The organism is Curtobacterium sp. MMLR14_010 (genome assembly GCF_001865015.1).
Classification (GTDB): Bacteria; Actinomycetota; Actinomycetes; order Actinomycetales; family Microbacteriaceae; genus Curtobacterium.
Genome location: NZ_MJGV01000046.1, coordinates 622,734 through 636,611, shown reverse-complemented (window position 1 = coordinate 636,611; position 13,878 = coordinate 622,734). Strand labels below are relative to the sequence as shown.

The following is a 13,878-nucleotide window of genomic DNA, read 5'->3' as shown; positions in this document are numbered from 1 at the left end:
ACCGCGCCTCCCGGCCGTGGTGCGTTCCCACCCCTGTCGGGTGCGATGGCAAGTGGTTCCGCGCGTTGCGGGTCAGAAGATCCGACCTGCAACGCGCGAATCGACTCCCCAGGCGCGAAAGGACTCAGTCCGCGCGGGACGACCTGCCACGCGCGAGAGGACTTGCCGCGCGCGGGAGGACCTGCCTTGCGGGCGCGGACCTGCGTCTGCGAGGGGCTGTCGGTGCGGCGGGGGATACTGGGGGCATGCCGCTGTACCGGGACGAGTGCGTCGTGCTCCGCACCCACAAGCTCGGCGAGGCGGACCGCATCGTCACCATGCTCAGCCGACAGCACGGCAAGATCCGCGCGGTCGCGAAGGGCGTGCGGCGGACGGCGTCGAAGTTCGGCAGCCGCCTCGAGCCGTTCATGGTCGTCGACGCCCAGTTCTACGAGGGCCGCTCGCTCGACATCGTCACGCAGGCCGAGTCCCTCGGGGCATACGGCGCGCAGATCGTGGCCGACTACAGCGCCTACACGGCCGCCAGCGCGATGGTCGAGACCGCTGACCGGCTGAGCGAGGCGGACGCCGGCCTGCAGCAGTACCTGCTCCTCGTCGGGGCCCTGCGGTCGCTGTCCCGCGGCGAGCACGTGCCCTCCGCCACGCTCGACTCCTACCTGCTGCGGGCGATGAGCATCGCGGGGTGGGCGCCCTCGTTCTCGGACTGCGCGGTGACGGGAGAGCCCGGCCCGCACTCGGCGTTCGTGGTCCAGCTCGGCGGTGTCGTCGCGGACGGGGCCGCCCCGCCCGGGTCGCCGCGGCTCGACCTCGCGACGCTCGACATCCTCGGGTCGCTGCTCGCGGGGGACTGGGCCGCCGTGGACGCGGCGGACGAGCGGACCAGGTCGCGGGCCTCCGGCGTGGTCGCCGCGTACGCCCAGTGGCACCTGGAACGATCGCTCAAGTCGCTGCCGCACGTCGACCGGACGGAGCACCCCGCTCCCGTCCCGGTGACGCACGACGGTCCGGCGGCGACGGCACGGGCGGTCGCCACGACGCCGGCACCGGCCCTCCCCGACGTCCACGAAGGAACCAGCACCGCATGAGCCCCCGCCGCACCGACGCTCCCGAACCCTTCCGTCCGGTCGACTGGACGGGTGAGACGCCCCCGGCGATCCCGCAGCGGTTCGTCCCCGAGCACGTGGCGATCGTGATGGACGGCAACGGTCGGTGGGCGAACGGCCGCGGGCTCACGCGGATCGAGGGCCACAAGGCGGGCGAGGCCTCGCTCCTCGACGTCGTCGCCGGTGGGATCCAGATCGGCGTCAAGCACATCTCGGCGTACGCGTTCTCGACGGAGAACTGGAAGCGGTCGCCAGAGGAGGTGCGCTTCCTGATGGGCTTCAACCGCGACGTGATCCGGCGTCGTCGCGACCAACTGCACGAGTGGGGCGTGCGGGTGCGCTGGGCCGGTCGACGTCCGAGGCTGTGGCGGAGCGTCATCGACGAGCTCGAGACCGCCGAGCGGATGACGGCGGGCAACGACGTCCTCACCCTGACGATGTGCGTCAACTACGGCGGCCGGAACGAGATCGCCGACGCGGTGCGGTCGATCGCCGAGGACGTCGCCGCTGGGAAGCTCAAGCCCAGCCAGGTGACCGAGAAGGCTCTGGTACGCCGCCTCTACGTGCCGGACATGCCCGACGTCGACCTGTTCCTGCGGAGCTCAGGCGAACAGCGGACCAGCAACTTCCTGCTGTGGCAGTCGGCGTACGCGGAGATGGTGTTCCTCGACCGGCTCTGGCCGGACTTCCGGCGCACGGACCTCTGGGGCGCGGTGGAGGAGTACGCCCGGCGCGACCGGCGCTTCGGCGGCGCTGTGGACGTCCCGACGGCCTGACCTCGGGCGGCGGCGCGGCCCGGCGGCGGCCGGCGGCGCGGGCCGGCGCGGTCCGCCGCCGCCGCGGCTCAGGCGAGCAGGGACGCCGCCGCGCGGACGGCCTCGAGCGTCGCACGGACGCTCGGCACGCGCTCGGCCCCGCGGACGACGACGACCTCGACGCGACGGGCCAGGTCCTCGTCCACGGGGTCGACCGACACCCCGGCGGGGATGACCGTCGTCGCGAGGGCCAGCCGGGGGAGCAGTGCCACGCCGAGTCCCGCGGCGACAAGCCCCACGACCGCGGCGGCGTTGTCGGTCTCGAGCACGATGTCCGGCGTGAACCCGGCCGTCGCGCACGAGGCAAGCAGGTGCCCCCGGCAGCGCGGGCAGCCCCCGATCCACCGAGCCTCCCGCTGCGACGCGAGATCCACGACTCCCGGCGGCCCGCCGCCGGCAGCAGCACCCGATCCAGCCACGGCGCCACCCGCACCGGCGGGACCACCGCGATCCGAGCCTCCCGGCCGGACCGCCGACCCCGCACCCGCACCCGCTCCTGCCCCCGCCCCTACGGCCGTGACCAGCGCCAGCGGGTCCCGCCCGATCGCCTGCGTCAGCAGCCCTGGGTCCGGCACCGCACCCATCTCGTCGCCCACGTAGGTGAAGGTCAACGCCACGTCTGCCTCCCCGCGGCGCAGCATGGCGAGCGCCTCGGGCGGCTCTACCTCGACGTAGGTCGTCGTGACGCCCGGCACGCGGTCGGCCAACCAGGCGAGCACGGCCGGGACGAGCGTGGAGGACGCACTCGGGAACCCGGCGATCCTGACCCGTCCGCGCGTGAGGCCGCCGACGGCGTCGAGGTCCTCACGGGCGGCGGTCAGCGCTGCCTGCACGTGCAGGGCGTGGTCAGCGAGGACCTGCCCGGCCTCGGTCAGGCTCACCCCGCGGGCGCCACGGAGCACGAGCGCGTGGCCCAGTCGCTGCTCCGCGCGCTGGAGCAGCTGGCTGACGGCGGGCTGGCTGTACCCGAGGGACGCCGCGGCGCCGGTGATGGAGCCAGCGTCGGCGACGGCACGGAGGGTCCTGAGCAGCTGCGGGTCGAGGTCGTCCACAACGAGATGTTATGGCAGGGCGAAGCAAGCTGTCCTGGTGTGATGACCGTGCCGGAACGACGATGGCGACCATGGACTCCTTCGTCGACGGCCACGGCTACCTCGCCGCCTGCACCGCCGGACTCCCGACGCGGGGGACGCTCGCCGCGATGCGGGCCGACCTCGACGCCTGGGAGGGCGGCAACGTGGACCCGGTCCGGTACGGCGGCCTCGTCGAGGAGGGCCGCGAACTCTTCGGCCAGGTCGTGGGCGTGCCGGCCGAGCGGATCGCGACCGGCTCGCAGACCTCGGCGATGACGGCGGTGGTCGCCGCGGCGCTGCCCGACGGCGCCGAGGTGGTCGTGCCCGACGGCGACTTCAGCTCGATCGTGTTCCCGTTCCTCGCCCAGGCGCACCGCGGCGTCCGCGTCCGGAGCGTCCCGCTCGACGCCCTGGCGACCAGCCTGCGGTCCGACACCGCGCTGGTCGCGTGGTCCGCGGTGCAGTCGGCGACCGGCGTCGTCGTGGACTCGGCGGCCGTCGTGGCGGGGGCGCGGTCGGTCGGCGCCCGGACGCTCTGCGACCTGACGCAGGCGGCGGGCGTGCTGCCGGTGTCGGCCGAGCCGTACGACGTGACCGTCACCCACGCCTACAAGTGGCTCTGCGCCCCGCGCGGCGTCGCCTTCATGACCGTCTCGGACGACGCCCTCGGCTGGCTGCGACCGACCCAGGCCGGGTGGTACGCCGGTGCTGACGTCTGGGCCTCCTGCTACGGACCGGCGATGCGGCTCGCCGACGACGCCCGCCGGTTCGACGTCTCCCCGGCCTGGCAAGCCTGGCCCGGGGCGGTCGCCGCCCTGCGGCACGTCGCGTCCGTCGACGTGGCCTCGGCCTGGAGGCACGCCACCACCCTCGCGGACCGGCTGACGGACGCCCTCGGGTCGGCCCGGCAGACGCAGGCGATCGTCACGGTCCCGGACGCGTCCGGCTCCGCGCTGGCGGCGCTGCGTGCGGCGGGGATCACCGCGTCGGGCCGTGCTGGGCGGCTCCGGCTCGCCTTCCACCACTGGAACGACGAGTCGGACGTGGACGCCGTCGCCGCGGTGCTCGCCCGTTAGGCTTGCCCGGTCCCTTCCCCGCACCGAGCATCCAGCTCGGCGACACTGATGGAGTTCTCCTTGGCTCAGCCCTCCCGTCTCGACTCGGTCATCGCCCTCGCGAAAGGCCGCGGCTTCGTCTTCCAGTCGGGTGAGATCTACGGCGGATCGCGTTCGGCCTGGGACTACGGGCCCCTCGGCGTCGAGTTGAAGGAGAACATCAAGCGCCAGTGGTGGCAGCGGTTCGTCCGCGGCCGTGGGGACATGGTCGGGCTCGACTCCGCCGTCATCCTGCCGCGCAAGGTGTGGGAGGCCTCCGGGCACGTCGCGACGTTCACCGACCCGCTCGTCGAGTGCCTGCACTGCCACCACCGCTTCCGCGAGGACCACCTCATCGAGGCCTTCGAGGCCAAGAAGGGCCGCGCACCCGAGGGCGGCATGGCGGAGATCGCCTGCTCGAACTGCGGCACCCGGGGCCAGTGGACCGAGCCCCGCGAGTTCTCCGGCATGCTCAAGACCTACCTCGGCCCGGTCGAGTCCGAAGAGGGGCTGAACTTCCTCCGCCCGGAGACCGCCCAGGGCATCTTCGTCGACTTCGCCCAGGTCGTGACGACGAGCCGCATGAAGCCCCCGTTCGGCATCGGCCAGGTCGGCAAGGCGTTCCGCAACGAGATCACACCCGGCAACTTCATCTTCCGCACGCGCGAGTTCGAGCAGATGGAGATCGAGTACTTCGTCCCGCCGGCCTCGGCGGGGGAGCACTACGAGCAGTGGATCGCCGACTCCGTCGCATGGTTCACCGACCTCGGCATCGACCCGGAGAACCTCCGCCGCTTCGACGTGCCGGACGGCGAACGCGCGCACTACTCGGACGCCACCGCGGACATCGAGTACCGCTTCGGCTTCCAGGGCACCGAGTGGGGCGAGCTCATGGGCGTCGCGAACCGCACGGACTTCGACCTCAACAACCACATCGAGTCCTCCGGCAAGGACCTCCGCTTCTTCGACCAGGCGGCGAACGAGAAGTACGTGCCGTACGTCATCGAGCCGTCGTTCGGCCTGACGCGGGCGCTCATGGCCTTCCTGCTCGACGCCTACCACGAGGACGAGGCCCCCAACGCGAAGGGCGGCGTGGACAAGCGCACCGTGCTGCGCCTCGACCCGCGCCTGGCGCCGGTCAAGGCCGCGGTGCTGCCGCTGTCCCGCAACGAGCAGCTCTCGCCGGTCGCCCGCGGCCTCGCCGACGACCTGCGCAAGGTCTGGAACGTGGACTTCGACGACGCCGGTGCGATCGGTCGTCGCTACCGTCGCCACGACGAGATCGGCACGCCGTTCTGCATCACCGTCGACTTCGACACGCTCGAGGACCAGGCCGTCACCGTGCGCGAGCGCGACACGATGGGCCAGGAGCGCGTGTCGCTCGACCGTCTGCAGGGCTACCTCGCGGAGCGCCTGCTCGGCGCGTAGCCACCCGTCCGCCGACGCGGCCGTGCACCCGGGAATGCCGGGTGTGCGGCCGCGTTGTCGTTGAGCATGAACGACTCTGTGAAGGTGGACGTCTGGTCCGACATCGCCTGCCCCTGGTGCTACATCGGCAAGCGCAAGTTCGAGGCGGGGGTCGCCGCGTTCGGCAGCCCGGTCGAGGTCGAGTACCACTCCTTCGAGCTGAGCCCGGACACCCCGGTGGACTTCGAGGGCACCGAGGCCGAGTTCCTCTCCCAGCACAAGGGCCTGCCGGTGCAGCAGGCCCAGCAGTTGATCGATCAGGTCGCCGGCATCGCCGCCCAGGTCGACCTGCACTACGACTACGACGCCCTCCGGCACACGAACACGGTGAAGGCGCACCAGGTCATCCACCTCGCCAAGCAGCACGGCAAGCAGCTCGAGATGGTCGAGCGGCTCTTCGCCGCCTACTTCGAGCGCGGGGAACACGTCGGACAGGACGAGTCGCTGGCGGACCTCGGCGCCGAGGTCGGACTCGACCGGGACGAGGTGCTGCGCACCCTCCGCGACGACGCCCAGCTCGCCGCCGTCCGCGCTGACCAGGCCCAGGCAGAGGCCTTCGGCATCAACGGGGTGCCGTTCTTCGTCATCGACGGCAAGTACGGCGTCTCCGGTGCCCAGGACCCCGCGGCCTTCGAGCAGGTGCTGCAGCAGGTCGTCGCGCTCCGCGGCACGACGCCGGAGGAGGTCGCCTCGGCGACCGAGCGCGCGACGGACGACGCGAGCGCCGACGTGGCGGCGACCCGATGACGGACGCGACGGTCCCCGTGGGCGGCGGGGCGGGCCTCCCGGCCGGTCTCGGCGGACTGGGCGGACTGGGCGGACTGGAGGCTCGGCCTGCGCTCCTGACGCTCGTCACGCCCGGTGCGGCGCCGGTCTGCGAGGGCGACGCGTGCTTCGTGCCCGGCGCTGAGGGGGACTGGAGCGAGGTCCCGGACTGAGGGTGCGTCGTGCTGTCCGCGTCCGGCGAGGGGTCAGCGCTGCGGTTCCTCGTCGGTGATGTCGGCGACCGTCGCGCCGTACGCGGCGATGAGGTCGTCGGCGTCCACGAAGGCGCTCGCACCGTGTCGGCCGGCGCCGAGTGCCACCCGGCGACCGACGATGCGCTCGTCGGCGTAGACGGGCAGGTCCCCGGTCGCGCCGATCGGGGTGATGGTGCCGCGTTCGTAGCCGGAGGCCTCGAGGGCCGTGGCGGCATCGGGCATCGAGAGCTTGTTGACGCCGACGACGGCGCGGAGCTTCTTCCAGGCGATGCTGCGGCCGCCGGGGACGAGCGCCAGCACGAAGTCGCCGTCGTGGCGCTTCACGACGAGGGTCTTCACGACGTCGCCGGCGGTGATGCCGAGGAGTTCGGCGGCCTGGGCCAGGGAGTCCGCGGCGGGGCGTTCGACGACCTCGACGCGCAGCCCGCGGGCGGCGGCGTCGGCGTCGAAGCGGGCGATGGGGTCGGTCGTCGTCATGGGGACAACGCTAGTTCTCCACAGCTGACCGCGCTTCCGCGGGGATCGCGAGGGGCATGGGACAATGAAGGGGTATGACGATCACACACGCACCCGTTGACGCTTCCGCCGGCGTCCCGCTCAGGGTCCCGGCGAAGCCGCTGCGCATCGGCCCGATCGAGGTCGACGTGCCCGTCGTGCTCGCGCCGATGGCCGGCATCACGAACATGGCCTACCGACGGCTCTGCCGCGAGTACGGCGCGGGGCTGTACGTCTGCGAGATGATCACCTCCCGCGCCCTGGTCGAGCGCACCCCCGAGTCGATGCGGCTGATCCAGCACCACGAGTCCGAGACCCCGCGGTCGATCCAGCTCTACGGCGTCGAGCCCAACACCGTGGCCGAGGCCGCCGCGATCCTGGTGGGCGAAGACCGCGCCGACCACATCGACCTGAACTTCGGGTGCCCGGTGCCGAAGGTCACGCGGAAGGGCGGCGGGGCTGCCCTGCCGTGGAAGACCGACCTGTTCCGCGACCTCGTCACGAAGACCGTGCGCGCCGCCGGTGACGTCCCGGTGACGGTCAAGATGCGCAAGGGCATCGACGAGGACCACCTCACCTACCTCGACGCCGCCCGCATCGCGCGGGACGCCGGCGTCGCGGCGGTCTCGCTGCACGCGCGGACCGCGAACGAGCACTACTCCGGCCAGGCGGACTGGTCGGCGATCGCGACGCTGAAGGAAGCGGTCACCGACATCCCCGTCCTCGGCAACGGCGACATCTGGTCAGCCGCCGACGCCCTGCGCATGGTCGACGAGACCGGCTGCGACGGCGTCGTCGTCGGACGCGGCTGCCTGGGGCGGCCGTGGTTGTTCGGCGACCTCGCGGCGGCGTTCCGCGGCGAGGGGCTGCGCTACATGCCGACCCTCGGGGAGGTCGCCGAGGGGTTCCGCCGCCACGTGGAGCTGCTCGTGGAGTTCTTCGAGTCAGAGGACCACGGCTGCCGCGACATGCGCAAGCACGTCGCCTGGTACTTCAAGGGCTACCCCATCGGCAGTGACGTCCGGTCCGGGCTCGCACTGGCGTCGAGCCTGCAGGAGATCGACGACCTGCTCGGCCAGCTCGACGCTGCAGCGCCCTACCCGGGTGCCGGTGCCGAGGGCCCCCGTGGTCGCGCTGGGCACCCGAAGCGGACGGCACTGCCCGACCGCTGGCTCGAGACCCGCGACGTCGACGCCGAGTTCCGCAAGGTCCTCGCCGCCGCCGAGCTGCACCACAGCGGCGGATGAGCGCCACCGCCTCGTACGGGCCCGCCGACGCCGAGCGCTGGCTGCCCGAGGAGCACGGCAACCGCCGCTCCGACTTCGCCCGTGACCGCGCCCGGCTCCTGCACTCCAGCGCGCTCCGCCGCCTCGCCGCCAAGACCCAGGTGCTCAGCCCGACGACCGGGCTCGACTTCGCCAGGAACCGCTTGACGCACTCGCTCGAGGTCGCCCAGGTCGGCCGGGAGCTCGCAGACTCGCTCGGGCTCGACCCCGACGTCGTCGACACCGCCTGCCTGGCCCATGACATCGGTCACCCGCCGTTCGGCCACAACGGCGAGACCGCGGTGAACGCCTGGGCCGTGGGCATCGGCGGGTTCGAGGGCAACGCGCAGACCCTGCGGCTGCTCACGCGGCTCGAGCCGAAGGTCTACGGCTCGGGGCCGGACCAGGACCGCGCCTACGGCCTCAACCTGACCCGGGCATCGCTCGACGCCTCGTGCAAGTACCCGTGGCCGGCGTCGCAGGGCGTGGGCGAAGCGTCCTCCGGGCGCACGAAGTTCGGCTTCTACGACGACGACCACGACGCCTTCGAGTGGCTCCGTGCCGGGGCTCCCCGACGCCAGCGCTGCATCGAGGCCCAGGTGATGGACCTCTCCGACGACATCGCGTACTCGGTGCACGACTTCGAGGACGCCGTCGTCGCCGGGTTCATCGACGTGGCCGCGCTGGGGGACCGGGTCGGCGAGAACGACATCGTGTCCGCCATGCACGCGTGGGTGGGGGACGACCTCAGCCGTGACGAGCTGCTCGAGGCCTTCGACCGTCTCCGGGCGCTGCCCCTCTGGATGACGTCCTACGACGGCTCCCGACGCGACTCCGCCCGACTGAAGAACCTGACCTCGCAGCTCATCGGCCGGTTCGCCCGCACCGCCACGACGGCGACGCGGGACGCCTACGCCTCGGGGTCGCTCGTGCGCTTCGCCGCGTCGGTCGTCACCCCGCCGGAGATCATCGGCGAGATCGCGGTGCTCAAGGGCATCGTCGCGGCGTTCGTGATGACCCAGGGCGACCGGCAGCCCGTGTACGAGGACCAGCGGCGGGTGCTCACCGAGCTCCTCGACGCGCTGGCCGACCGCGGCGACGACGCCCTCGAGCCCGGGTTCGCCGCCGACTGGCGTCAGGCCGCCGACGACACCGGGCGGCTGCGGGCCGTCGTGGACCAGGTCGCGAACCTCACCGACCAGGGCGCGATCGCGTGGCACCGCCGTCTCGTCGTGGGCGAACGGGAGACCGTCCACATCCCCGTGTGACCGGTCGGCGAGGTCAGCCCCGCGAACTAGGATCGAGGGGTGGCTGGACTCATCGCGCGGAACGACATCGACGAGGTCCGCGCACGCGTGAACATCGCCGACGTCGTCGGTGACTTCGTCACGCTCAAGTCCGCGGGCGTGGGCTCGTTGAAGGGCCTCTGTCCCTTCCACGACGAGCGCTCCCCGTCGTTCCACGTCCGTCCGCAGGTCGGTCGGTACCACTGCTTCGGCTGCGGTGAGGACGGCGACGTCTTCAGCTTCATCATGAAGCAGGACCACACCACGTTCTCCGAGGCCGTCGAGCGGATGGCCGCGAAGATCGGCTTCACCCTCCACTACGAGGAGGGCGACGGGCCCCGCACCGACTACAACACCCGGGCGCGGCTCATCGCGGCGAACGAGGCCGCAGCCAAGTACTACGTCGCGCAGCTCACCACGCCGTCGGCCGAGCCCGCGCGGCGGTTCCTGGGGGAGCGCGGCTTCGACCCGGCCGCCGCGGCGCACTTCGGGGTGGGGTTCGCGCCGAAGTCGTTCGACGCGCTCAAGGACCACCTCAAGGGGCAGGGCTTCACGATCGAGGAACTCACCTCGGCCGGGCTCGTCAGCCAGGGCGACCGTTCCCCGTACGACCGGTTTCGTGGGCGCCTGATGTGGCCGATCCGCGACGTCACCGGCGCCACGATCGGGTTCGGCGCACGGCGGCTGCTCGAGGACGACAAGGGCCCGAAGTACCTCAACACCCCCGAGACCCCGATCTACCACAAGAGCCACGTGCTCTACGGACTCGACCTCGCCCGCCGCGACATCTCGAAGCAGAAGCAGGTCGTCATCGTCGAGGGCTACACCGACGTGATGGCGTGCCACCTCGCCGGCATCACCACCGCGGTCGCCACGTGTGGCACGTCCTTCGGCGTCGACCACATCAAGGTGCTGCGGCCGATGCTCGGGGACGTCAGCGGCGGTGACCCGAACGCCAACGGCGAGGTCGTCTTCACGTTCGACCCGGACGAGGCCGGCCAGCGCGCCGCGTCCCGGGCGTTCGCGGAGGAGCAGCGCTTCGCCGCGCAGACCTACGTCGCGGTGGCGCCGGGTGGCCTCGACCCGTGCGACCTCCGCCTGGCGCGGGGCGACGACGCGATCCGCCGGTTGGTCACGAACAAGCGTCCGATGTTCGAGTTCATGATCCGGCGCACGCTCGACGGCCACGACCTCGAGACGGTCGAGGGCCGCGTCGCCGCGCTCCGGTCGGCCGCGCCCGTGCTCGCCGGCATCCGCGACCGCTCGCTGACCCAGGGCTACGTCCGGGAGCTCGCGGGGTGGCTCGGCCTCGAGATGGGCGAGGTCGGGCGTGCCGTCGAGGGCGCTCGGTCACGCGCTGCCGCCGACGCCCGCTCGCACAGCTCCGTCCCCGTCGGCCAGGCCGGTCCGGGCGGACAGCTCGTCGCGCCGGTCGACGAGCCCGTCGCCGGACTCCGGTCGCTGCCGAACGACCTGATCACCCGGATGGAGCGCGACGCCGTGATGGCGATGGTGCAGCAGCCGACGTCGGTCGGTGCGCCGTTGCTCGGCCTGGCGGCGGCCGCCACGTTCTCCGCGCCGATGCTCGCCGTGGTGCGGGACGCCGTCGTGGCCAACGTCGATGCCCTCGGCGCGTCGGACTGGCTGGACCGCCTGACCTCGGACGTGCCGGCGCCCATCCGCGGCCTCGTGTCCGAGCTCGCGCTGGCGCCGATCCCCGCCCGCACGGACGAGGACCTCGCGATCTACTGCCGCGGCATCGTCGTGGCGCTCGTCGAGCGGGACCTGCTCGCCCGCAAGGCCTCGCTCCTCGGGCAGCTGCAGCGCGCCGACCCGAACGACCAGGCCGACCGGCGCGGGGAGATCCAGCGGCAGCTCGTCGACCTCGACGCGCAGCGGATGCGCCTGCGCGCCGACGCCGAGTCCGCGTAGGACCGCCGGCCGGGCGCGGGCGCGCGCCGAGGCCGTCCCGTCGCGTCTCGTCCCGTCCCGCACGGTGCGCAGTCCTCCGCCCGGTGCGAGCTTGCACACGCGGTGCGCCGCCAGCGGCCCGCACGGGGTGCGCAACCTCGCACCACCGGGCTCGCGGCGCGCGGCGGGCGGCGGCGCGCGGCGGGCGGCACACCGGGCGGCGGCGGCGTGGCGGGCGTGGGGCGAGCCTCCCGACCGGTCGGGACACACCGTGGGCGCCGCGCCGAGTGGTCACGGGGCGTCGGTCGGGGCGTGCGCGGCCGACGGGACGTGGCCGCTCGGCGGAGCTGAGCGGGGTGTCGTGACCGCTGGCGCCCGGGGACGGGGCACCCCGTCCGCTGAGGTCGCACTTCGTGTCGCGACGCGGGCGGCGGAGGCGACACGGAGTGCGACCTCAGCGCACACGGGGCGCGCAGGCCGGGCGCGCACACGGGGCCGCGACCGCTCGCAGGACTTGGTTGCAGTACGCAACGAACGTGCGCGCCGCGCCGCGCTCGACTAGCGGAATCGTGCGCCGCGCGGCAGTGTCCTGCGTTACAGCGGTGTAAACAAACGGCCCCCACCGGACGGAGTTCCGTGGCAGGGTGTCTCCCAATGAGTGTTCCTGGTCGGGCACACAGTCGTTCCACCTCCCGTCCAGGACCCCTTGCAACCAACACCAGAGAGGCATCGGACATGGCATCCGTGACCAAGTGGGGCAAGCGCACCCTCGCGCTCGGCGCCGGAGCAGCAGCGACAGCGCTGGTGCTGACCGGCTGCGCGGGCGGCGGCAGCGGCAGCTCCGACGACCTGAACGGCCTGATCATCGGCACGACCGACAAGATCACGTCGCTCGACCCGGCGGGCTCCTACGACAACGGCTCCTTCGCCGTCCAGAACCAGGTCTTCCCGTTCCTGATGAACACCCCGACGGGCAGCCCGGACGTCAAGCCGGACATCGCCACGAAGGGCGAGTTCACCGACCCGACGACGTACGAGGTCACCCTGAAGAAGGGCCTCGAGTTCGCGAACGGCAACAAGCTCACCTCGAGCGACGTCAAGTTCTCGTTCGACCGCGACCTGAAGATCAAGAACGACAACGGCCCGTGGTCGCTGCTCGCGAACCTCAAGAGCATCGAGACCCCGGACGCCACCACGGTCGTGTTCCACCTCGACCACGCCGACCAGACCTGGCCGCAGGTGCTCTCGAGCCCCGCCGGTCCGATCGTGGACGAGGACGTCTTCTCGGCGACCAAGCTCACGAGCTCGGCGGACATCGTCAAGGGCAACGCCTTCGCGGGGCAGTACGTCATCAAGTCCTACAAGGAGAACGACCTCATCTCCTACGAGGCCAACCCCAAGTACGACGGGGTCCTCGACAAGGCGAAGACCGAGGACGTCACCGCCCAGTACTTCACCAAGGAGACCGACCTCAAGCTCGCGGTCCAGAAGGGCGACGTCGACGTGGCGTACCGCTCCCTGACCCCGACCGACATCTCGTCGCTCCGCAAGGACGACAAGCTGCAGGTCATCGACGGCCCCGGCGGCGAGATCCGCTACGTGGTCTTCAACTTCAAGACGCAGCCCTTCGGCACCGGCCAGTCCGACGCCGACGCGACGAAGGCCCTGGCCGTGCGCCAGGCCGTCGCCGACGTCGTCGACCGCGACGAGCTCGCCAAGGAGGTCTACAACGACACCTACACGCCCGTGTACTCGATGGTGCCGGACGGCCTCACCGGTGCGTCGACGCCGTTCAAGTCGCTCTACGGTGACGGCGACGGTGCCCCGGACGTCGACAAGGCGAAGAAGACGCTCTCCGACGCCGGTGTCAACGGCAAGATCGAGCTCGACATCCAGTACTCGCCGGACCACTACGGTTCGGCCTCGGACGACGAGTACGCGACGCTGAAGACCCAGCTCGAGGACTCCGGCCTGTTCACCGTCAACATCCAGTCGACGGTCTACACGACCTACGCCGTCGAGCGCACGAAGGACGCCTACCCGCTGTACCAGCTCGGCTGGTTCCCGGACTTCTCGGACGCGGACAACTACCTCTCGCCGTTCTTCACGAAGGACAACTTCGTGCAGAACCACTACGACGACCCGACCATCCAGGGTCTGATCGCCGACGAGCAGGAAGAGTCCGACGCCGACAAGCGCGCCGACATCATCGAGCAGGCCCAGCAGCGCGAGGCCGAGCAGATCTCGACCCTGCCGCTCCTGCAGGGCAAGTCGGTGGCGGTCGCGGGCAAGGACGTCAAGGGCGTCACGCTCGACGCGTCCTTCAAGTTCCGCTACGCGACGATCAGCAAGTAACCCGACGCACGGCAAGGGGCGCTCCCACGAGGAG

Annotated in this window: 12 protein-coding genes; 10 read left to right on the top strand and 2 right to left on the bottom strand. The window is 71.9% G+C overall.

The features are described 5' to 3' along the window. Window positions 1–245: 245 nt before the first annotated feature. On the top strand, window positions 246–1,085 hold the full coding sequence (gene recO, locus BIU98_RS11595; protein ID WP_071276005.1) for a DNA repair protein RecO: 840 nt from the start codon (window positions 246–248) through the stop codon (window positions 1,083–1,085). After that, window positions 1,082–1,879 carry an isoprenyl transferase gene (locus tag BIU98_RS11590; RefSeq protein WP_071276003.1) on the top strand — a complete coding sequence of 266 codons (798 nt, stop codon included), beginning with the start codon at window positions 1,082–1,084 and terminating at the stop codon, window positions 1,877–1,879. The genes recO and BIU98_RS11590 overlap by 4 nt, the downstream gene beginning before the upstream one ends. A gap of 68 nt (window positions 1,880–1,947) precedes the next feature. Here the strand turns inward: BIU98_RS11590 and BIU98_RS11585 are convergent, their stop codons facing one another. Continuing rightward, complete coding sequence (locus tag BIU98_RS11585) at window positions 1,948–2,970, bottom strand: LysR substrate-binding domain-containing protein (RefSeq protein WP_071276001.1); 1,023 nt, start codon at window positions 2,968–2,970, stop codon at window positions 1,948–1,950. 71 nt (window positions 2,971–3,041) lie between these two features. On the opposite strand from BIU98_RS11585, the gene BIU98_RS11580 reads away from it, so the two are divergent. The 4 genes from BIU98_RS11580 (at window position 3,042) to BIU98_RS11565 (ending at window position 6,490) form a co-directional block, all read left to right on the top strand. After that, window positions 3,042–4,067, top strand: coding sequence for an aminotransferase class V-fold PLP-dependent enzyme (locus BIU98_RS11580; RefSeq protein ID WP_083393220.1), 1,026 nt, complete (start codon window positions 3,042–3,044; stop codon window positions 4,065–4,067). Window positions 4,068–4,127: 60 nt separating this feature from the next. Beyond that, complete coding sequence (locus BIU98_RS11575; protein WP_071276511.1) at window positions 4,128–5,513, top strand: glycine--tRNA ligase; 1,386 nt, start codon at window positions 4,128–4,130, stop codon at window positions 5,511–5,513. Window positions 5,514–5,579: 66 nt separating this feature from the next. Beyond that, a complete protein-coding gene (locus BIU98_RS11570; protein WP_071275997.1) occupies window positions 5,580–6,299 on the top strand; it encodes a DsbA family protein in 720 nt (239 codons plus the stop codon). Beyond that, window positions 6,296–6,490 carry a hypothetical protein gene (locus BIU98_RS11565; RefSeq protein WP_071275995.1) on the top strand — a complete coding sequence of 65 codons (195 nt, stop codon included), beginning with the start codon at window positions 6,296–6,298 and terminating at the stop codon, window positions 6,488–6,490. The genes BIU98_RS11570 and BIU98_RS11565 overlap by 4 nt, the downstream gene beginning before the upstream one ends. Window positions 6,491–6,523: 33 nt before the next feature. Here the strand turns inward: BIU98_RS11565 and BIU98_RS11560 are convergent, their stop codons facing one another. Further along, on the bottom strand, window positions 6,524–7,009 hold the full coding sequence (locus BIU98_RS11560; protein WP_071275993.1) for an aminoacyl-tRNA deacylase: 486 nt from the start codon (window positions 7,007–7,009) through the stop codon (window positions 6,524–6,526). Between the two features lie 74 nt (window positions 7,010–7,083). Here BIU98_RS11560 and dusB point away from each other — a divergent pair, with 74 nt between their 5' ends. The 4 genes from dusB to BIU98_RS11540 all read left to right on the top strand — a co-directional run bounded on the left by dusB (window position 7,084) and on the right by BIU98_RS11540 (window position 13,844). Then, window positions 7,084–8,274 carry a tRNA dihydrouridine synthase DusB gene (gene dusB, locus BIU98_RS11555; protein ID WP_071275991.1) on the top strand — a complete coding sequence of 397 codons (1,191 nt, stop codon included), beginning with the start codon at window positions 7,084–7,086 and terminating at the stop codon, window positions 8,272–8,274. Next, a complete protein-coding gene (locus BIU98_RS11550; protein WP_071275989.1) occupies window positions 8,271–9,560 on the top strand; it encodes a deoxyguanosinetriphosphate triphosphohydrolase in 1,290 nt (429 codons plus the stop codon). Before dusB ends, BIU98_RS11550 begins: the two co-directional genes overlap by 4 nt. Window positions 9,561–9,599: 39 nt before the next feature. Further along, window positions 9,600–11,510 carry a DNA primase gene (dnaG, locus tag BIU98_RS11545; RefSeq protein WP_071275987.1) on the top strand — a complete coding sequence of 637 codons (1,911 nt, stop codon included), beginning with the start codon at window positions 9,600–9,602 and terminating at the stop codon, window positions 11,508–11,510. A 714-nt stretch (window positions 11,511–12,224) separates the two neighbouring features. Continuing rightward, window positions 12,225–13,844, top strand: a complete 1,620-nt coding sequence (locus BIU98_RS11540; RefSeq protein WP_071275985.1) for an ABC transporter substrate-binding protein — start codon at window positions 12,225–12,227, stop codon at window positions 13,842–13,844. The last annotated feature ends 34 nt before the right edge of the window (window positions 13,845–13,878 follow it).